This is a genomic window from Actinoallomurus oryzae, from assembly GCF_039541955.1.
Taxonomy (GTDB): Bacteria; Actinomycetota; Actinomycetes; order Streptosporangiales; family Streptosporangiaceae; genus Actinoallomurus; species Actinoallomurus oryzae.
Window position 1 is genome coordinate 1 of the sequence record NZ_BAABHF010000013.1, and the last position, 19,293, is coordinate 19,293.

A 19,293-nucleotide genomic window follows, 5' to 3' on the forward strand; every position below is an offset into this window, starting at 1 on the left:
CCTCCCGAAAACGGCCATCAGAACACGCACCCTCACGCCCTCCCAAAAACCGGCAACGTGACCCGCACCGACCAACCGACCCCCGCCCCCGGAGCAGCCACGAGGGTGCCGCCGAGGGCCTCGACCCGTTCACGCATCCCGACAAGCCCATACCTGCTGCCGTAATGGATCAGAACACGCACGCTCACACCCTCTCGAACACGGCGATCAGGACGCGCACGCTCACGCCCTCGCGGAAACCGGCAACGTAGCCCGCGCCGACCAACCGACCCCCGCCCGCGAACCAGCGACGAGGGTGCCGCCGAGGGCCTCGACCCGTTCACCCGCACCGACCAACCAACCCCCGCCCCCGAACCAGCCGCGAGAGTGCCGCCGAGGGCCTCGACCCGCTCACGCATCCCGACAAACCCGCACCCGCCGCCATGGTGAATCAGAACACGCACACTCACGCCCTCCCGGAAACCGGAAACGGCGATCAGGACGCGCACGCTCACGCCCTCGCGGAAACCGGCAGCGTAGCCCGTACCGACCAACCGACCTCCGCCCCCGGACCAGCGACGAGGGTGCCGCCGAGGGCCTCGACGCGTTCGCGCATCCCGACGAGCCCGTACCCGCTGCCGTAATGGAACCGCGGCGAGCCGGCCGGGGGCGCATCGTCGATGATCTCCACGGTGATGACCCGTTCGTCGTGGGTGACGGTCACGGTGGCCTGGCGGGCGCCGGATGCGTGGCGCCTGATGTTGACCAGGGCTTCGGTGACGACTCGGTTGATGGTGGTGGTCGCCTCGGGCGGCCAGGCCGGATCGGGCGGGCCGTCCGGCAGGTGGAGCCGCACCTTGAGGTCGTGTCCATTACGCCGCCCGAACTCGGCCCCGGCGAAACGATCGATGAGGTCGGTCAGCCGCTCGGGTGCGGGTGCGCGTCCGCCGGCGTCGTCGCCGTTGCGGAGCAGGCCGATGACCTGGCGCATGGAGGTGAGCGCCTCGTTTCCGGCGGACTCGATGCCCGCCAAGGCCGTGTCCAGTGTTTCGGTGTGCTTGCGGGCGGCGATGCGGGCGCCCTGGGCCTGGAGCACGACGCCGGTGATGTGATGCGCCGCCGAATCGTGCAGCTCCCTGGCCAGCTCCAGGCGCTCGTTGCGCCGTACCGCCTCGATGACGGCCCGGCGGCGGGCGTCGAGGAGGCGCAGCCACAGCCCGGCCCCGAAGGCGGCGCCCCACCCCAGTCCGAGGACGCCGGCGACGGCGGAATGGCCGCTCATCGTGCCGACCGCCACGGCCGCCCCACCCGCCGCGACGGCGGTCGCCGACCGTGCGGGAAGCACCCGGACCGCGGAACCGACGAGCACGAACAGCGCCAGGCTGGCCGCGATGCCCGGCTCGCCGCGCAGATTCCACACTTCGGCGACCGGCTCGGCGACTCCGGAGACGACGAGACCCACCACCGCGGTCCACACATGGCTACGCGCGCGCAGGAGTGCGGCCGTGCACACCACCAGCCCGACGACGCAGTCGAACAGCCAGTGCTGGTGGAAGGCCGCGATGTTGTAGTCCTCCACGGCGAGAACCATGGCGAACACGGCGGCAAGCCCGATGTTGACCGCCGTCCCGCGCCACCTGGCGAGGTGATCCAGCACGTTCACGCCGTTCAGGCTACGCAGCCGGCAAGGCCTGGGGGTACCGGCCGAAAGTACTGCCCGTCCAGCCCGGACCGTACTTTCAGCCGGTACCCGCCCCGGGCCTCCACCAGCACAGTTATCGCATGCCCTTTCGATCGACCACCCAGGAGGAGCCGGCATGACCGCTGTCTTGCGGGCCCGCGGACTGGGCAAGAGATACCGGCGGCGCTGGGCGCTGTCGGAGTGCACCCTTGACATCCCGGCCGGGCGGGTCGTCGGCCTGGTCGGCCCCAACGGGGCCGGGAAGACCACGCTGCTGAGCCTCGCCGGCGGCCTGCTGACGCCGACCGCGGGCACGATCGAGGTGTGCGGCGGGCGGCCCGGCACCAGCCGGGCGCAGCTGGCCAGGGTCGGCTTCGTCGCCCAGAACACCCCGACCTACGCCAGGCTCACCGTCGCCGACCACCTCAGGCTCGGCGCCAGACTCAGTCCGAGATGGGACGCGCGGCTGGCACGGGAGCGGATCCAGCGCCTCGGCCTGCGCCCTGACCAGCAGGCCGGGAGTCTGTCCGGCGGCCAGCGCGCTCAGCTGGCTCTGACCGTCGCCGTCGCCAAACGGCCCGAGCTGCTCATCCTCGACGAGCCGGTCGCCGCGCTCGACCCGCTCGCCCGCCGTGACTTCCTGCAGGACCTGCGCGACGCCACCGCCGATCAGGAGCTCAGCGTCGTGCACTCCTCCCACCTGGTCTCCGACGTGGAGCGGGTCTGCGACTACCTCATCGTCCTCGTCGCCTCCCACGTACGGCTGACCGGTGACGTCGGCGAGCTGCTGGCCACCCACCGCGTGGTCACCACGCCCGGTCTGGACCCGGCCGCCCTCCCGGCCGGGCTGCACGTCGTCTCGGCCGAGCACACCGACCGGCAGACCACGATGCTCGTCCGTTCCGACTCCGGGGTGTACGACCCCGCGTGGGTGACGAGCCCGGTGAGTCTGGAAGACCTCGTCCTGGCCTACATGGGCCGGGCCGTTCCCCTACCGGAGGCGCACCGATGATCTGGCTGACCTGGCGCCAGTTCCGTACGCAGGCGGCGGTGGCCTTCGGCGCCGTCGTCGTCATCCTCGCCGCCCTCGCGGCCACCGGCCCGCAACTGGCTCACATGTACCAGACCCGCGGTGACCGGTTCCTCGACGGCATCGGCGCCCTGGACACCGACCTCTATCTCGTCACCGTCCTGGCGCTGCTGGTCCTCCCCGCCCTCATCGGAATGTTCTGGGGCGCCCCGCTCGTCACCCGGGAGCTGGATGCCGGCACCCATCGACTGGCCTGGACCCTGACCACCCGCACCCGCTGGCTGGTCGCCAAGCTCGGTCTCATCGGTCTGGCCGCCATGGCCGCCTCCGGGCTGCTCGGCCTCGCGGTGACCTGGTGGGCCGGCCCGATCGACAAGGCCATCGCCGCCAAAAACGGCGCGCCTGGCCCGGGATTCCTCATCTTCCCGAGGATGTCCGTCGAGATATTCGGCTCGCGCGGGATCGTCCCCATCGGCTACGCGGCGTTCTTCTTCGTCCTCGGTGTCATCACGGGAGCCATCGTCCGCCGCACTCTGCCGGCCATGGCCATCCTCCTCGCCCTCTTCATCGCCACCCAGATCACCGTGTTCGGGCAGGTCCGGTCGCATCTCATCGCCCCTGAACACCTCACGACGACGATCACCGCGCGCAATCTGACGAGCATCAACATGTTCAACCACATCACGGTGACGGTGAACCGGCCCGGCGCCTGGGTCATCTCCCAGCAGACCGTCAACGCGGCGGGCGACTCGGTCACCGTGCCCTCCTGGGTGCTGAACTGCCCGTCCCGGTCACGGCAGGAGAGCCAGGCATGTTTCGACAAGCTCACCGGCCTCGGCTACCGGCAGGTGGTGACCTACCACCCCGCCGACCGCTTTTGGACGCTTCAGCTGTACGAAACGGTGATCTACCTCGCCCTCGCCCTCGCTCTGGCCGGGCTCTGTGTCTGGCTGATCCGCCGCCGCCTGTCCTGACGAGAACGCCGACCCGATCACGTACGGGCTGGAGGCGGCCCTCCCCGCGTGACACGACGCTCGGCTTGCCGGGCGCGCACCTCTGAGCGATCAAGAAGGGACGACACAAGATGCGGCGCAACCGCGCATCGACCCACGGCCACTCCGATCATCGAGGCCGTTCTGCCGGGCTCCGCGCAGCCGGCACCCGCTTCACGCGGCCGGCCACCGCGCTATGGGCGGCCGGCGTGCTCACCGCGGTTCTCCTACCCATCGCGGCATCAAAGTCAGCCGTTGCGGCAGCGCCGGCCTCGGCCTCGGCATCGATCACGCCGCCGGTTCCCAAGCTGGACTGGAAGACCTGCGACGGAGACTTCCAGTGCGCGGTGGCGCAGGTACCCCTGGACTACCGGGACCCGCGCGGCAAAACGATCAGCGTCGCCGTCGAGCGGCACCAGGCCACCGACTCCGCGCACCGCATCGGCTCGCTGTTCGTCAACGGCGGTGGTCCCAGTGAGCAGCTCTCGAGTTTCACCGTCGGTTACAAGCAGCTTCCCCGGGCCTGGCGAGCGCGGTACGACATCGTCGGGTTCGACCTTCGAGGGTTCGGTTCCAGCACCGCTGTGAAGTGCTTCCCGACCGCCGAGGCGGAAGAGGAGTTCCTGTCCGGTGCGCCGATCGGGTTCCCGGTCGGTGCGAAGGAGACATCGGCCTGGATCCGCACGTGGGCCGGGTTCGACGAGCGATGCGCCAAGCGCAACGGCGGCCTGCTCGAACACATCAGCACAGCTGACGCGGCCCGTGACATGGACCTGCTGCGCCAAGCCGTCGGCGACCCGCAGCTGAACTACATGGGCCTGTCCTACGGCACCGTGCTCGGTGCCACATACGCCAACCTGTTCCCCGCCGAAGTCGGGCACATGGCCCTGGACGGCAACCTCGACGCGGTCGCCTACAGCAACGGCAAGGACGGGCTGCCGACCTTCCTGAGCGTGGGCAACGACCAGGCGTCCGCCGCGGTCTTCAAGGACTTTCTCGACCTGTGCGGAAAGGCGTCCACGGCCGCGTGCGCGTTCTCCGCGGGTACTCCGGCCGCGACACACGCCAAATACATCACGCTGTTGCGCCGCCTGCGTCAACATCCGGTGACCATCGGCGACACGAAGAACTGCGGCTACGCCTGCGGTGTGCTCAGCATCCCGCTGGGCAGCGTGTCCCAGTGGGCGATGGGCGCCGACCTGCTGCAACAGATGTGGGTGGCCTCGTCGGGCGCGGCCGCGGGCTCCGCAGCCTCCACGTCGTCCGCCCTCTCGTCACCCGCTGTGTCCGCCCCGGCCGCAGCCACCACATCGTCCGCCATCTCCTCCCCCGCTGTGTCCGCCCCGGCCGCAGCCACCACATCGTCCGCCATCTCCTCCCCCGCTGTGCCCACCCCAGCCGCAGCCACCACATCGTCCGCCATCTCCTCCCCCGCTGTGCCCACCCCAGCCGCAGCCACCACACCACCCGCCATCTCCTCCCCCGCTGTGCCCACCCCAGCCGCAGCCACCACATCGTCCATCGTCTCTTCGCCCACTGTGTCCATGCCGGCCGCAGCCACCACATCGTCCGCCGTCCCCATGTCGTCCGTGGCTTCCATGCCGTCCGCGACGTCCGCGGCGAAGCTGCGAGCCCGGACGACGCGATCCGGCTCCGACGCTCCGGCGTCGGCCGTCTACACCGGGCATGAGCAGTTCCTCGCGATGCTCTGCTCCGACAGCCCGAATCCGCGTGACCCGAGCGCCTACACGACCGCCTCGCGGCTGGCCTACGCCACGTCGGGCCCCATGGGGCTTGGGCCCGCGTGGATCACCGAGCCCTGCGCGGGATGGCCGCAGGGCAAAGACCGTTACACGGGACCGTGGGACAGGCGCACGGCCAATCCGATCCTTCTCCTCAACAACACCAAGGACCCGGCGACCTCGTATCAGGGAGCGGTCGCCCTGTCGCGCGAGCTGGCCCGTGCCCGCCTCCTGACCGTCGATGGGTACGGCCACACCGTCTTCTCGAATCCCAGCGCCTGCGCCATGGAGTACGAGACCCGCTACCTGCTGACCGGCGCCCTTCCTCCTGCCGGGACCGTCTGCAAGCAGGACGCCACCCCGTTCCCGGAGGCATCCGAAAAATAAACGCACGAAGGAGCCACACCACCGGGCTCCTCGAACCACGGCCGGTCCGCAACCGCACACCGCACCGCCCCCGAAAGCACCCTGGGAAAGACACGCACACCGCGGACCGGCCGCCCTACCCCCCCGCCCCCACAACGGCTCGGCCACCGGCCGAGCCACGTCACCGGGCTCCGCGGACCGCGGCCGGTCCGTGGGCGGTCAGGCATCAGATCGGAGCCACGACTCCAGGCCGTCGAGCAGGCGTTGCAGGCCGAATTCGAAGCCGTCCTCTCGCATCCGCTCCATGTCCGCGCCCTTGTTCTGCGCCCACCACTTCGCGTAGTGCGGGTACTCCCCGGCGATGCGGTCCATGTACGGCTCCAGTTGCCGGACCAGGTCGTTCGCGTCCTTGCCGGCCAGAGCGGTCGCCGTGTGCATTGCCACGTCCATGACGGCCGAGCCGAACGCGTGCGACATGAGCAGCGAGCTCGCATAGGCCATATCGAGGTTCGCGAAACCGGCGGCGGTGAGCACCCCGATCAATCGGTCGCTCAGCCGCATCGCCTGGGGGCCGATCGCGGGGTGGATCCCGTACAAGCCGGCCATCCAGGTGTGGCGCAGGATCACCGTCCGTACGCTCCGGACCACGTCGCCGACGGCGGATCGCCAGTCGGCGACGGCCGGATCGGGGAGTTCGACCTGGCCCATGGCCTCGTCCAGGGCGAGTTCGAGCAGTTCGTCCTTGTTCGCCACGTACCAGTAGACCGATGTCGCGCCCGCGCCCAGCTTGGCGCCGAGCCGGCGCATGCTCAGGCCGCTCAGCCCCTCGGCGTCGAGCAGCTCGATCGCGGCACGCACGATCTGCTCCCGGCTCAGGGTGGGCTGCTCCCCCCGGCGCGCCCGGGAGGGGCGCACCCAGACCGAGCTGGTGATCGGGTCGGTGTCGCGTGGCATCGAACGTCCTTCGCACGAGGAACGGCTCCACCGCAGGATAACGCCACTCGCACACTGTTCGATGCAGTAGTACGCTGTGCGATTATCTCGCACAGCGTACGAACGGAGGCTCATGTCCACTCCCCCCGGCACCGCGCCCTCGACGGAGGCGACGGCACCCCATCCGCAGCGATGGCTGATCCTCGGCGTCCTGTGCCTGAGCCTGCTCGTCGTCGTGATCGACAACACGGTCCTCAACGTCGCGATCCCCTCGCTCATCCGCGACCTGCGCGCGACCAACGCCGACATCCAGTGGGTCCTCGACGCGTACGTGGTGGTCCTCGCCGGCCTCCTCCTCACGGCGGGCGCCCTCTCCGACCGGTACGGCCGGCGCACCGGCCTCGTGATCGGCCTGGTGCTCTTCGGCGGCGCGTCGATCCCGGCGGCCTTCTCCGGCTCCTCCGGCCAGCTCATCGCCTCCCGGGCGCTGATGGGCGCGGGGGCGGCCTTCCTCATGCCGGGCACGCTGTCCATCCTCACGACGGTCTTCGACGACGAGGAGCGCAAGAAGGCCATCGCCATCTGGAGCTCGGTGCTCATGCTGGGTGCGCTCGGCGGCCCGGTCGTCGGCGGCCTGCTGCTGGACCACTTCTGGTGGGGATCGGTGTTCCTGCTGAATGTCCCGATCGCCGCGCTCGGCATCGTCGCGTCCCTGCTGCTCATCCCCGAGAGCCGCGGCCCGGCGGGCCGGCCCGACCTGCTCGGCGCGCTCCTGTCAACCGTCGGCATGACGGCGCTGGTCTGGGGCGTCATCGGCTCGGCGAAGGACGGCTGGTCGTCCGCGCAGACGATCGGCGGCTTCGTCGTCGCGGTCCTCGCGCTGACGGCGTTCGCGGTCTGGCAGCGGGTCACCCGGACGCCGATGCTGCCGCTGGAGCTGTTCCGCGACCGCGACTTCAGCGGTGCCGGCCTGTCCATCGTGCTGCTGTCGTTCTCCTCCGGCGGCCTGATGCTGGCGCTCACCCAGTTCCTGCAGTTCGTGCTGGGATTCAGCCCGATGAAGGCGGGGATCGCGTTCGTCCCGCTGCTGGTGACCGTGATCGTGTTCAACGGCATCGGCGTGGCCGTCGACAAGAGGTTCGGTGCCCGGGCGACGCTGGCCACCGGACTGGTCCTGCTGGCCGCGGGCTTCGGCCTGCTCTCGCTGCTGTCGCCGGGCGACGGCTACGGGACGCTCGTGATCGCACTGGTCGTCATGGGCGCCGGCAGCGGCACGGCGGGCCCCGCGGCGTACGCGACGCTGCTGGGCGCGCTGCCCAAAGACCGGGCGGGCGTGGGCTCGGCCGTCAACGACACGGTGTCGCAGATCGGCCAGGCGCTGAGCATCGCGGTGCTGGGCAGCGTGCTGACCGCCGCGTACGCTTCCGGCATGCCGGACGGGGTCACCGGCCCGGCACGCCACTCGATCGGCGAGGCCCTGGCCATCGCGGCCGCCCGAGGGGACTCGGCCCTCGCCTCGACCGCCAAGGGGGCGTTCGTGGACGCCATGACGACGGTCTCCGTCGTGGGCGTGGTCGGCGGCCTGGCCGCGGCGGTGGTCGCCGTCCTGATGCTGCGGGCCCGCCCCCGCCAGCCAACGCCCGAGCCGGCGACCCCCGAGCCCAGCCACCGGTAGACAGCAGCCTGACCGCCGCGGTGGTCGCCGTCCCGACGCTACGGACCCACCCCCGCCGGCCAACGCCCGAGCCGACAACGCCAGAGCCCAGCCATCGGTAGACAGCAGCCTGACCGCGGCAGTGGTCGCCGTCCTGATGCTGCGGACCCACCCCGGCGATCAACGCCCATGCCCGAGCCCAGCCGCCGAGTGTGGTTCCGGGTGGTCGTTGGCCCCGGCGATTCGCCGAGGCGCGGCAAGTCCCGATGTGAATGAGCACCCCCAGCCTGGGCCGGGGGTGCTCACACCAAGGTGTGCTTCAGACGGTGGCCGACCGGCGGGCGGCGGGGATGACCAGCGGGGTGTCGGTCTCCGGGTCGGGGATGACGCGGCACGGCAGGCCGAAGACCTTCTCCACCAGTTCCGCCGTCACGACCGACGACGGGTCGCCCTCCGCGACCACCTCGCCGTCGCGCATCGCGATCAGATGCGTCGCGTAGCGGGCCGCGTGGTTCAGGTCGTGGAGCACGGCGACCAGGGTCCGGCCCTCTTCCTGGTGCAGCCGGGCGCACAGGTCGAGGACGTCGATCTGGTGCGCGATGTCGAGGAACGTCGTCGGCTCGTCGAGAAGCAGCAGCGGGGTCTCCTGGGCGAGCGCCATCGCGATCCACACGCGCTGGCGCTGGCCGCCGGACAGCTCGTCGACGTACGCGCCGGCCAGGTCGGTGACGCCCGTCGCCGACATCGCCTCGCCGACCACCCGCTCGTCCTCGCCCGACCACTGGCGCAGCAGGCGCTGGTGCGGGTACCGGCCGCGGGCGACCAGGTCGGCGACCGTGATGCCGTCCGGCGCGATCGGCGACTGCGGGAGCAGGCCGAGCGTACGGGCGACGGCCCGCGTGGGCAGCGTGCGGATGTCCTGCCCGTCCAGCAGGACGGTGCCCGAGCGCGGCTTCAGCGTGCGCGCCAGGGCGCGCAGCAGGGTGGACTTGCCGCAGGCGTTCGGGCCGACCACCACGGTGAACGACCGGTCGGGCACGGCCACGCTCAGGTCCTCGGCGACCGTACGCCGCTCGTACGCGAGTGTCAGGTCGTCCGCCCGCAGACGTGTCATATCCGGCCCCTCTTTCGCTGAGTGGCGAGCAGCCACAGAAGATAGCCGCCGCCGAGTACGCCGGTCAGCACGCCGACGGGCAGCTGGTGCCCCGGGACGATCCGCTGGCCGGCCAGGTCGGCGCCGGTGAGCAGCGCCGCGCCCATGCACAGGGAGGCGGCGAAATTCGGGCCCGGGTCGGCGGTGAGCCGGCGGGCGAGCTGGGGGGCGGTCAGCGCGACGAACGAGACCGGGCCGGCCGCGCCCGCGGCGAACGAGGCGAGCAGCACGGCCGCGGCCAGCAGCATCAGCCGCAGCCGTTCGACCCGCACGCCCAAGGCGCACGCCGTCTCGTCGCCCATCTCCAGCATGCGCAGGCCGCGCCCGCCGCCGAGCAGGATCGGCGGCACGGTGACCGCCACCGCGACGAGCAGCGGCACCACGTCGTTCCAGCCGCGCCCGTTGAGGCTGCCGGTCAGCCACAGGACGGCGCGCGTGGCGTCCGGGATGTTCGCGCGGGTCAGCAGGTAGCCGTTGACGCCGGTCAGGATGGCCGCCACGCCGATGCCGATGAGCACGAGACGGTAGCCGTGCACGCCCTGCCGCCAGGAGAGGGCGTAGATCAACGCGCCGGTGACCACGCCGCCTGCCACCGCACCGCCCATGAGCGCGACGCCGCCGCCGCCGATCATCACGGCCGCCAGCGCGCCCGCCGCCGCGCCCTGGGTGAAGCCGAGCAGGTCGGGGCTGCCCAGCGGGTTGCGCACGAGCGACTGGAACAGGGCGCCGGAGAGGCCGAGGGCCGCGCCGGTCAGCAGGGCCGTGAGGACCCGGGGCAGGCGTACCTGCTCCACGATGAACGCGTCGGCGGCCGAACCGTACCCGGCGAGCGTCCGCACCACCGCGGCCGGACTCATCGGGTAGTCGCCGCTGCCGATCGCGACGACGGCGAACACGAGTGCGGCCAGCACGCAGGCCGCGCCCACCGCGAGGCCGCGTCCCCGTACGCGCACCGACCATCCGCCGGGAGTCCGCAGGATCATGCGCGCGCCCACCGCCCTCGCCGTACGACGTGCAGGAAGAACGGGCCGCCGAGCACCGCGGTGACGATGCCCACCTGCACTTCGCCGGGCCGCGCGAGCACCCGTCCGAGCACGTCCGCGCCGAGCAGGGTCGTGGGCGCGAGCAGCGCGCAGTACGGCAGCAGCAGCCGCAGGTCGGGGCCGACCAGGGCCCGTACGAGGTGCGGCACCATCAGGCCGACGAAGCCGATCGGCCCGCAGGCGGCGGTGGCGGCGCCGCACAGCAGGGTCACGGCGACGATGGTGCCCGCCCGCGTGCGTGCCGGCCGGGCGCCGAGCGCGTTCGCGGACTCCTCACCCAGGGCGAGGGCGTTCAGCGGGCGGGCCAGCAGCAGCGCGAGCACGGTCCCGGCCACCACGAAGGGCAGGATCCCGGTCACCGTGGAGGGCCGCGCGGAGGCCAGCGAGCCGACCGTCCAGAACCGCATCCGGTCCAGCGAGTCGGTGTCGAGCAGCTGCACCGCGTTGACGTAGGCGTACATCACCGCGTTGACGGCCGTACCGGCGAGCGCGAGCCGTACCGGGGTCGCGCCGCGCCCGCCGCCGACCGCCCAGACGAGGACCGACACCGCGGCGGCGCCCGCGAAGGCGAACCACACGTAGCCGGTGAAGGAGGTGATGCCGAAGAAGGAGATCGCCGAGACGACGGCGGAGGCCGCGCCCGCGTTGATGCCGAGCAGCCCGGGGTCGGCCAGCGGGTTGCGGGTCAGGGCCTGCATCAGGCCGCCGGCGAGTCCCAGCGCCGCACCGGCCAGCAGGCCCAGCAGCGTACGGGGGAGCCGGATCTGGCGGACGACGGTGTAGGCCGGCGCGTGGGGGTCGGTCAGCCCGTGCCACACCTCGGACGGGGAGAGTTGCTTGGCGCCGAACGCGAGGCTCAGCACGAGCACGGCCAGCAAGAACAGCGCCGCCGCGAACGGGCCGGCGACACGCGCCGCACGCGGGCGGACGCCGGCCGGCGCGTCCGGTCGCGGCTCGACGCGCGCCGAGTCGATGACAGGCACGTACCAGCTCCATACGGGTCGAGGGGCCCGGCCCTACTGGACAGGGACAACTTAGGTTAGGTTAACCTAAGTCAGGCCCGATGATCAGCCCCCGCATGACCTCGGTGACCGTTCCCTCCTAGTGACGAGAGAAGGCTTCCGCCATGCCCGGACCTCACGACCTGTCCCGCCGCGGCCTGCTGGCCGCCGGCGGCGCCGTCGGACTCGGCGCGCTGCTCGCCGCCTGCGGTGGAAACGGCGGCGGCCGGGCCGCGGCCTCCGGCGGCTGGTCGTTCACTGACGACCGCGGCCAGAAGGCCACCACGAAGAGCCGCCCGAAGCGGGTCGTCGCCTACGTCGGCACCGCGGCCGCGCTGCACGACTTCGGCGTCGGCGACCAGCTCGTGGGCGTCTTCGGGCCCACGAAGCTCAAGGACGGCCGCCCCGACCCCATGGCCGGGAACCTCGACGTGAACAAGGTCACCATCATCGGCAACGCCTACGGCGAGTTCAACATCGAGAAGTACGCGGCGCTCCACCCCGACCTGCTGGTCACCGACATGTTCCAGCCGCCGGACCTGTGGTTCGTCCCGGCCGACAGCAAGAGCAAGATCCTCGCGCTGGCACCGAGCATCGGGTTCACCACCTCGCACGTCAGCCTGCCCCAGCCGCTCCAGCGGCACGAGCAGCTCGCCGCCGCGCTCGGCGCCGACACCAAGGCCGCGGCGGTCACCGCCGCCAAGGCGCGTTTCAACAAGGCGGTGGGGTCCGTACGCGCGGCGGCCAAGGCCAACCCCGGCATCAAGGTGCTCGCGGCGTCCGGCAGCCCCGACCTGTTCTACGCCTCCGACCCCCGCGTGTACGCCGACACCTCCTACTTCAGCAGCCTGGGCGTCGACTTCGTCGTGCCGAACAAGGTCAGCGGCGGCTTCTTCGAGCCCCTGAGCTGGGAGAACGCCGACAAGTACCCCGCCGACCTCATCTTCCTCGACGCCCGGACCTCCGCGTCGCAGCCCAAGGAGCTCGCCGCCAAACCGAGCTGGTCGAAGCTGCCGGCGGTCAAGGCCGGCCAGGTCATCCCCTGGGAGAGCGAGCCGCGGTTCAGCTACGCGGCCTGCGCGCCGGCTCTGGAGGCCTTCGCCAAGGCCCTACGCGACGCGAAGAAGGTGAGCTGAGGTGGCATCCATGGGGACGCGCCCGCGTACGGCGCCGTTCCGTTTCTTCGACGTCCACGTCGTCCGCGCCGAACGCCTCGGCCCCACCATGGTGCGGATCACCTTCGGCGGCGGTGGGCTGGCCGGCCTGACGTGCGGCGGACGCGACCAGCGGATCAAGGTGTTCCTCCCCCACCCGCACCAGGAGACGCCCGTCGTACCGACCGGAGACGACGACTGGTACGCGCGCTGGCGCGCCATGGACCCGGACGTACGCGCGGTCATGCGTACCTACACGGTGTCCGGGCAGCGACGCGAGCCGGAGGAGTTCGACGTCGAGTTCGCGCTGCACGGCGACGGGGGCCCGGCCTCCCGCTGGGCGGCCTCGGCGCGGCCCGGCGACCGGGTGGCCGTCCTGGGCCCGACGACCGAGGACAACGGCGGCGTCGACTTCCGCCCGCCGCCGGACACCGGCTGGGTGCTGCTCGCGGGCGACGAGACCGCGCTGCCCGCCCTGACCGGCATCCTGGACTGGCTACCGCCGGGCACGCGCGCCCGCGCGTGGATCGAGGTGCCGCACGCCGAGGACATCCGGCGGCTGCCGACCGAGGCCGACGCGGAGATCACCTGGCTCGTCCGCGGGCAGGCCGGATCGGCCGTGGAGGCGATCCGCGCCGCCGCGCTCCCCGCCGGCGTCCCGTACGCCTGGATCGCCGGCGAGGCCGGAGCCGTCCGCACGCTACGCCGCCACCTGGTCGGCGAGCGGGGCTTCGACCGCCGCGCGGTCACGTTCACCGGCTACTGGCGCCGGGGCGCGACAGAGGAGGACCTCCTCGCGGAGGCCGCGAACGAGAACGCCTCCTGATCCTGATTCCGCCCCGACGAGGGAACGGGAACCTGATCAGCCCTGGCCCCGGCGGGGAGTCTCCCTGGCACGCCTTCTGAGCTCGATCGCCAGCAACACGGCGCCCGCCGCGAACGCTATTACCGCCCAGACGTAATCTCTGAACAGCAGCAGTGCGATCCCGATGATCGGCGAGAAAATTATGTAGATCCAGTTTTTCGTGTTTCCCATAGTCCTTGCCTACTGGTAATTCCCGATTGCGGCGTGAGCGCACTGACCCGAAGGTGAGCGACCTCCTGACACTCTGACTGTCTGCGTGTTCAGGTCCGCCGGGAGCGAGTCGGCTGGATGTCGGCCTCCGGCCTCGGCTAGCCGAGTTTCCACTCCCCGGTCTGACCGACGCCCAGGTCCATCGCCCAGCGGACCTTGGTGATCGACGCTCCCCGGGGCACCTCGAAGGGGATGTAGCCGGTCTGCGTGCCACCCGCCGGCACGTTGACCGTGGTGATCAGCGGATGCACGGACAGGCTCAGCGCGACCTTGTCCTTGTAGGACTTCCCCTGGGCGTCGACGACGGTCGCGGCGTCCACCGCCGTCTTGAAGGGATTCACCCCCCGGTCGGTGAACGTGAACAGCACCGCGACGAGGCGGTTGCCGGGAGCCGCACCCGACAGCGGATCATCGCCGCCCTTGACCGGGTCGACGAACTTGGTGACGGCCACTTCGATCTCCGGCGGCCCGAGGTTGGGGTCCGGCTTGTCGGTACCGATGCCCGACCTCAGCTTGATGGTGGTGCCGAGCGCGGCGTCGATCGTCGTCTTCGTCGGAAGAGGACTCAACGCGGGCTCACTCGGCTTTTCCGCCGAACCGTTGTTCCCCGAGCAGGCGGTGAACAGGGCAATAGGTAGGCCGAAACCGGAAAGCGCCCGGAAAAACCTGTAACGGCGATTCACTCGATAAGAGTAACAGCCGGAAAAATATGATTTCCTGGCCAGTGCACAAAATGGCGAATGCCAGTGCACTCTATGGCGACTCCACCGCGCTCACCGATCCGGCCCGTACAGGCGTTCCCGCAGCTCCGGAGCCACCTCGACGGCCGCGTCGACGATGTCGCGGGCGAGGGCGAGGGCGTAGTCTCCGCCGTCATTCAGACATGCCTGGACAAGGGCGTCGCCGCGACCCTCCGCCGCGTAGCACAGGATCGTCTCCCGCCACCACGGATCGGACACCACGTCGATCAGCATCTCGCCGCGATCTGTGTTCCGGAGGTGCATCGCCGCCAGGTACTCCTGGACGGAGAGGGCGGCGAACCCGTAGAAGCGGGGCCGGACTTCGCACAGCAGGCCCGCCCGGGACGTGGCCTGCTCGAGAAACACCGCCTGGTCCTCGGCGGGTAGCTCGGCGACGATCTCATTGGCCGCGAGGTCGCGTACCCGTCTCGTCATCATCGTGAACGCCAGATCGCCCAGGGCGTCCTTCATCCGCGCGGGAGGCACCCGTGACGGGATCCCCTTGGCCTCCTCACGCCGCAGAGCCACGTCGACGATCTCGCGGTACAGGGCGAACGAACTACCGGGCAGCGCCCCTCGATACCGATGGACGTTGATGATCATCATGAGATGCAGCGGGTCGGTGGCCAGTCGCAACAACGGGGGGTTCGTTCGCAACCGCCGGAGCAGGTCCTCGCTCGCCTCGCCGGCCATGGAGATGTCCGGCTCCCCGTCAGCGCCCGCGCGGTACCACTTGTGCACGAACTCGGCGATCTGCACGCCGTTGAAGGGCTCCAGCAGCCACATGTCCGAGCCGGCGATAGGCGCACTGAAATTGCCCGGTCGCGAGGTGATGATGTACTGGTTTCCCTGATACCACGCGATCTGGCGCTCGATCCAGGTCCTCACCGCATCGCGCTCTCGGCCGTCCGTCACTTCGTCCAGACCGTCGAGCAGTACCACGCACTGGCCCTCCCCCAAGTGCCGCTCCAGCCAGCCCTCCGGCATGCGGTCGGCCAGTCTGCCCACCGCGTTGCGCAGCAGCGTCGGCAGCCCGTTGTCGCTGACGATCTCCGCGACGTGGTCCCGCAGGTACAGGAAGACCGGGATCCGCCGCGTGGTGTTCGCCCGGCAGACCTCCAGGACGGCGTACTTCAACAGCGTCGTCTTCCCGCTGCCCGCGCTGCCGACGATCGTCAGGGCGGCGGGCCGGCCGGAACGAACACAGTCCGCGAACGACAGCCGTGGCGTCGCGGTCGGGTCGGCAGGGCCCTTGGTGGGGAGCGTGTCCACGAAGACGTCCTGAACACGGGGCGAGCGCGACCCGATCGTCGCGAGTCCCCGCTGGTCGACGTAGGTCGCGGACCCGAGAACGTACTCGCGGTACTCCTCGTCGAACCGGCGGTGGCGGCGGGCCTGGCGCCGGGTCAGCCGCGGTGCCGCGTCCTCGGGCTCGGGCGTCGTACGCGGAGCCTCCGGGGCCACGGTCGCGACGGCGGCGTTCCGGGTCAGGCAGAACGGGCCGCCGCGTTCCAAGGAGATCGTGGTGACGTTCTCCGGGACACGCCCGAAAACCTCGCCGACGGTGAGGGCCGGCCGGCCGCCGGGCTTGCCCGCCCGGATGGCGTCGGCGAGCAACCGCGCCACCGACACCTCGCCCGGCGCCCGCACGCCGATGATCTCGTACGTGTTCGTCTCGGGAGCGTCGGCGCCCCAGGAGAGCGTGCTGCTCAGGGTCGGCGCGGTACCGGATTCGTGCACGGCGTCGACGATCAGCAGGTTGTTGCGGGCGGCGCTGCCGCGCACCTGGCGGCGGATGTCCTCCAGGCGGACGCCGTTCTGCACGGCGAACCTGGTGCTGCCCGGCTCGATGAGCACGATGCCGACGTCGGGAAGGTTGAGGATATGCCCGTTCACGTACACGATGAGGGTGTCCGCGGCCGCCGACGCGGCACCGGCGATGACGGCGTGGACGCGCTGGGCCAGAAGACCCTTCCGGACCGGGCACCGGTCCGGGCTCAGGCCCACCAGGTCCGGAGCGATGAGGACGTCCCGAAGCGCGCGGGCGTCGTCGTCGGGATCGGGCAGTCCGGGGCGATACCGGTCGAGGATCACGAGGACGGCGTTCGACCGCTCCGGGTCGGGCAGCGGGAGCCGATCGCCGGTCACCGCGGGCGCCTCGGCGGTGACCTCCGCCTCATGGGCGGCAACCGTCGCGGAGGCCGGACCCGTGGCCGTGGCGGTCGGCCCGAGCAACCGGAGCGCGTCCCTGCTGACCAGCGCGAACGGGCCGTCCGCCGCAGCGTGGTCGCCCGTGCCGTCCGCGGTGCGGAGTGCGGCACGGAACGTCTCGGCGGTGCGCCCGGCCCGGCGTTCGATCTCTTCTGAGATCCGTTCGAGCACGTCCGCGGTGTGCCACGCCGCCGACCGCGGCAGGGTGGCGAGCAGGGCTTCGCGCGCCCCGGACACGAACGCGTACGACTCCCCGCCGGCCGGCCTGAGGAGGCCGCTGAGCAGCACCTCGGCCAGGTGTCCCGGCTGGGAGCCGCCGAGGATCCGATGCTGGATCAACCGCATCACCGGCAGCGCCGGGAACGAGACCGCGACGTGCGCGGCCAGCCGTACGGCCTCCGGCGAGGCGCTCGCCTGGAACCGCCGGACCCGGTCCCGCATCGGCAGGGCGTGCTCGCGCCGTACGGGCTCGGTGCCGCGCCCCGGCCGCCCGCCGACGTACGCCACGGCCGCCGGGCGGGCGCGGCCGTCGCCGGAGACGAGGTGGGCCCAGTCGGCCAGCCACGGCGCCGTGCACTCCAGCACGGGAACGGGCACGGCGCCGGGCCGGACGCCGGGATCGCCGTCGTACGGGGTGAACCGCAGTGCGGTGCCCGGCGCGCAGGGCCGCGCGGCGGCGGCCTGACCGGGCGTGGTGGGGGCGGCGGTGCGGCGCCAGAGGCGCTCGGTGAGGGGCTGCACGATCGCGACCGGCCCGGCGGTGGCCCACAGGCGCAGGGCGCGCCCGGCGCGGCCGTCCCACCAGTGCGGGCCGGAGCAGTCGCTGAGCACGAGGACGACCTGCCGGCCGGAGGGGTCGGTCAGCGTCGCGGCGTCCCGCGGCGGCGCGCCCGGAGAAGAGGAGACACCGGCGCCCTTCAGCCAGCAGACGCGCAGGTCGCGGAAGGCGCCCAGCCGGATCAGCATCTCGCGCAGCTCCCGCGCAAGCGGCCGCCACAGCGTCATCGTCGGTCCGGTGTCGACCACGAGGACGAGGCTCAGCCAGCGTTCGGGCGCCGGCGTCATCACCGGCATCCAGCGTCGGCGGTCGGCGATGCGCGCCGCCGTGGCCTCCTCGTCGAGCACCTCGGCGTGCTTCGACGGCACCCGGCGCTTGAGCGGCCGCAGCGCGCGCTGGAGCTCCAGCGGATGGTCGAGCATGGGCGCGGTCGGCACCAGCACGCCGGCCGCGCCCGAGCCCTCCCCTGCATCGGCCGACGGTCCGTGCAACTCGTGGCGTACGGGCGGCGGCTGCGGCGCCGGTGCCGCGGGAGGGCCGGCCTCGTGCGGAGCCGGTTCCCGGAGAGACGGGTCCGGGGCGGCGTCGCGGGCCCGCGGCGGAGACGGTTCCGAGACCGGTGTCGTGACCTGTGGCTCGCCCATGCGGACGGCCAGCCACAGGATCTCGGCGAGCTCCTGGGCCGTGACCGGTGGTTCCCGCGATGGCGGCGGGCCCGGGCCGGAGGCCGCCACGGCGCTCAGCACCGCGTGGAGGCGCTCAATCGTCATCGCGGCCGGTCGGGCTGGTGAGGTACGGCATGACCTTGGCGGCCAGGTCGGCGAGGTCGACGCTCCCGGCGCGGGCGGCGTGGTGGCACAGGTAGACGGCGTTGAGAAGCTGGTCGGTGGCCAGCTCGCCCTGACTCTTGCGGGCGAAGAACTGCTGTACGAGCTGGTCGACCAGTGCGGCCTGGTCCTTCGTCAAGTCGCTGAGATGACCGTTCACGATCGCGGTCAGCTCCGACTCGTCCGGCGGAGGCTTCAGCTGGACGGTGACGCACCGGCGCAGGAAGGCCGGCGGGAACTCGCGCTCCCCGTTGCTGGTCATGATGACGAGCGGGAAGGCCCGGCAGCGCACCGTGCCCTTGGTGATCGTCACCCGCGCGGTGCCGTCGGCCGTCATCACCTCGGCCGTGGGGTCGGCCCGCCGCGCCAGTTCGAGGATCTCGTACTCGCCCTTCTCGAAGATGGTGAGCAGGTCGTTCGGCAGGTCGATGTCGCTCTTGTCGATCTCGTCGATGAGGAGCACGCGGGGACGCTCGTACGGCAGCAGCGCGGTGCCCAGCGGACCCAGGCGGATGTAGCGGCCGATGTCGTCCTCGATCTCCTCCGGTCTCCGCCGGCGGCCCGCCGCGTACAGCCGGGTCAGCGGGTCGTACTGGTAGAGGCCGTCGCGCAGCGTCACCCGGCTGGTGATCGGCCAGCTGAGGACCGGCCCGAGGCCGAGCTCGTACGCGACGGCGTCGGCGAGTGTGGACTTCCCGGTGCCGGGCGGGCCGGTCACCAGCAGTGGCCGGCGCAGGTACAGTGCGGCGTTGACCTGGTCGATCGCCTCGCCGGTCGGCCGGTACGTCGTCGCCTGGTGCAGGTTCGCCGGCGGCCGGGCGGGCGGGGCCACCGGCGGCCCGCCCTGGAAGTCACGCCACGGCGGCGGGTCCGGAAGGTCCCTGATCCGGTCGTGCGGGACCCGGCCGCCCGTGAAGATCTTCCAATCCGGCAT

General features: G+C 71.6%; 15 protein-coding genes. 6 read left to right on the forward strand and 9 right to left on the reverse strand.

All coding sequences use genetic code 11. From position 1 onward, the window contains the following. Window positions 1-490: 490 nt before the first annotated feature. Window positions 491-1,642, reverse strand: coding sequence for a sensor histidine kinase (locus tag ABEA10_RS08395; RefSeq protein ID WP_345459675.1), 1,152 nt, complete (start codon window positions 1,640-1,642; stop codon window positions 491-493). A gap of 154 nt (window positions 1,643-1,796) precedes the next feature. On the opposite strand from ABEA10_RS08395, the gene ABEA10_RS08400 reads away from it, so the two are divergent. From ABEA10_RS08400 to ABEA10_RS08410, 3 genes are all read left to right on the forward strand, one after another. After that, on the forward strand, window positions 1,797-2,672 hold the full coding sequence (locus ABEA10_RS08400) for an ABC transporter ATP-binding protein (RefSeq protein WP_345459680.1): 876 nt from the start codon (window positions 1,797-1,799) through the stop codon (window positions 2,670-2,672). After that, the gene (locus ABEA10_RS08405; protein ID WP_345459683.1) at window positions 2,669-3,664 is read left to right on the forward strand and encodes an ABC transporter permease; all 996 of its coding nucleotides are present in this window, start codon (window positions 2,669-2,671) and stop codon (window positions 3,662-3,664) included. Before ABEA10_RS08400 ends, ABEA10_RS08405 begins: the two co-directional genes overlap by 4 nt. 365 nt (window positions 3,665-4,029) lie before the next feature. After that, window positions 4,030-5,811: an alpha/beta hydrolase gene (locus ABEA10_RS08410; RefSeq protein WP_345459686.1), complete on the forward strand. Its 1,782-nt coding sequence runs from the start codon at window positions 4,030-4,032 to the stop codon at window positions 5,809-5,811. A gap of 198 nt (window positions 5,812-6,009) precedes the next feature. Here ABEA10_RS08410 and ABEA10_RS08415 read toward each other — a convergent pair whose 3' ends face one another. Next, complete coding sequence (locus tag ABEA10_RS08415) at window positions 6,010-6,744, reverse strand: TetR/AcrR family transcriptional regulator (RefSeq protein WP_329253883.1); 735 nt, start codon at window positions 6,742-6,744, stop codon at window positions 6,010-6,012. 112 nt (window positions 6,745-6,856) lie between these two features. On the opposite strand from ABEA10_RS08415, the gene ABEA10_RS08420 reads away from it, so the two are divergent. Continuing rightward, entirely contained in the window at window positions 6,857-8,398 is a 1,542-nt protein-coding gene (locus ABEA10_RS08420) for an MFS transporter (RefSeq protein ID WP_345459694.1), read from the forward strand. Window positions 8,399-8,696: 298 nt separating this feature from the next. On the opposite strand, the gene ABEA10_RS08425 is transcribed toward ABEA10_RS08420, so the two are convergent. From ABEA10_RS08425 to ABEA10_RS08435, 3 genes are read right to left on the reverse strand one after another with little or no spacing between them, the layout of a single operon-like run. Continuing rightward, window positions 8,697-9,491 (reverse strand): ABC transporter ATP-binding protein, encoded by a 795-nt coding sequence (locus ABEA10_RS08425; RefSeq protein WP_345459697.1) that lies wholly within the window; start codon window positions 9,489-9,491, stop codon window positions 8,697-8,699. Then, window positions 9,488-10,513 carry a FecCD family ABC transporter permease gene (locus ABEA10_RS08430; RefSeq protein WP_345459700.1) on the reverse strand — a complete coding sequence of 342 codons (1,026 nt, stop codon included), beginning with the start codon at window positions 10,511-10,513 and terminating at the stop codon, window positions 9,488-9,490. The genes ABEA10_RS08425 and ABEA10_RS08430 overlap by 4 nt, the downstream gene beginning before the upstream one ends. Beyond that, the gene (locus ABEA10_RS08435) at window positions 10,510-11,556 is read right to left on the reverse strand and encodes a FecCD family ABC transporter permease (RefSeq protein WP_345459703.1); all 1,047 of its coding nucleotides are present in this window, start codon (window positions 11,554-11,556) and stop codon (window positions 10,510-10,512) included. Before ABEA10_RS08435 ends, ABEA10_RS08430 begins: the two co-directional genes overlap by 4 nt. A gap of 143 nt (window positions 11,557-11,699) precedes the next feature. On the opposite strand from ABEA10_RS08435, the gene ABEA10_RS08440 reads away from it, so the two are divergent. Beyond that, window positions 11,700-12,710: an ABC transporter substrate-binding protein gene (locus tag ABEA10_RS08440; protein WP_345459706.1), complete on the forward strand. Its 1,011-nt coding sequence runs from the start codon at window positions 11,700-11,702 to the stop codon at window positions 12,708-12,710. 10 nt (window positions 12,711-12,720) lie between these two features. Continuing rightward, window positions 12,721-13,554 (forward strand): siderophore-interacting protein, encoded by an 834-nt coding sequence (locus ABEA10_RS08445; RefSeq protein WP_345459709.1) that lies wholly within the window; start codon window positions 12,721-12,723, stop codon window positions 13,552-13,554. Between the two features lie 36 nt (window positions 13,555-13,590). Here ABEA10_RS08445 and ABEA10_RS08450 read toward each other — a convergent pair whose 3' ends face one another. The 4 genes from ABEA10_RS08450 to ABEA10_RS08465 all read right to left on the reverse strand — a co-directional run bounded on the left by ABEA10_RS08450 (window position 13,591) and on the right by ABEA10_RS08465 (window position 19,293). Beyond that, window positions 13,591-13,764 carry a hypothetical protein gene (locus ABEA10_RS08450; protein WP_345459712.1) on the reverse strand — a complete coding sequence of 58 codons (174 nt, stop codon included), beginning with the start codon at window positions 13,762-13,764 and terminating at the stop codon, window positions 13,591-13,593. Between the two features lie 137 nt (window positions 13,765-13,901). Then, window positions 13,902-14,372, reverse strand: a complete 471-nt coding sequence (locus tag ABEA10_RS08455; RefSeq protein ID WP_345459715.1) for a DUF4352 domain-containing protein — start codon at window positions 14,370-14,372, stop codon at window positions 13,902-13,904. Window positions 14,373-14,576: 204 nt separating this feature from the next. Then, window positions 14,577-18,302, reverse strand: a complete 3,726-nt coding sequence (locus ABEA10_RS08460; protein ID WP_345459718.1) for an SAV_2336 N-terminal domain-related protein — start codon at window positions 18,300-18,302, stop codon at window positions 14,577-14,579. Beyond that, a complete protein-coding gene (locus tag ABEA10_RS08465; protein WP_329253852.1) occupies window positions 18,292-19,293 on the reverse strand; it encodes an AAA family ATPase in 1,002 nt (333 codons plus the stop codon). Before ABEA10_RS08465 ends, ABEA10_RS08460 begins: the two co-directional genes overlap by 11 nt.

Bases quoted from the DNA above. Each gene is read 5' to 3' on its own strand.
- ABEA10_RS08400 (WP_345459680.1), top strand. From the start codon at position 1,797: ATGACCGCTGTCTTGCGGGCCCGCGGACTGGGCAAGAGATACCGGCGG.
- ABEA10_RS08405 (WP_345459683.1), top strand. From the start codon at position 2,669: ATGATCTGGCTGACCTGGCGCCAGTTCCGTACGCAGGCGGCGGTGGCC.
- ABEA10_RS08415 (WP_329253883.1), bottom strand. From the start codon at position 6,744: ATGCCACGCGACACCGACCCGATCACCAGCTCGGTCTGGGTGCGCCCC.
- ABEA10_RS08420 (WP_345459694.1), top strand. From the start codon at position 6,857: ATGTCCACTCCCCCCGGCACCGCGCCCTCGACGGAGGCGACGGCACCC.
- ABEA10_RS08425 (WP_345459697.1), bottom strand. From the start codon at position 9,491: ATGACACGTCTGCGGGCGGACGACCTGACACTCGCGTACGAGCGGCGT.
- ABEA10_RS08430 (WP_345459700.1), bottom strand. From the start codon at position 10,513: ATGATCCTGCGGACTCCCGGCGGATGGTCGGTGCGCGTACGGGGACGC.
- ABEA10_RS08440 (WP_345459706.1), top strand. From the start codon at position 11,700: ATGCCCGGACCTCACGACCTGTCCCGCCGCGGCCTGCTGGCCGCCGGC.
- ABEA10_RS08445 (WP_345459709.1), top strand. From the start codon at position 12,721: ATGGGGACGCGCCCGCGTACGGCGCCGTTCCGTTTCTTCGACGTCCAC.
- ABEA10_RS08450 (WP_345459712.1), bottom strand. From the start codon at position 13,764: ATGGGAAACACGAAAAACTGGATCTACATAATTTTCTCGCCGATCATC.
- ABEA10_RS08460 (WP_345459718.1), bottom strand. From the start codon at position 18,302: ATGACGATTGAGCGCCTCCACGCGGTGCTGAGCGCCGTGGCGGCCTCC.
- ABEA10_RS08465 (WP_329253852.1), bottom strand. From the start codon at position 19,293: ATGCCGGATTGGAAGATCTTCACGGGCGGCCGGGTCCCGCACGACCGG.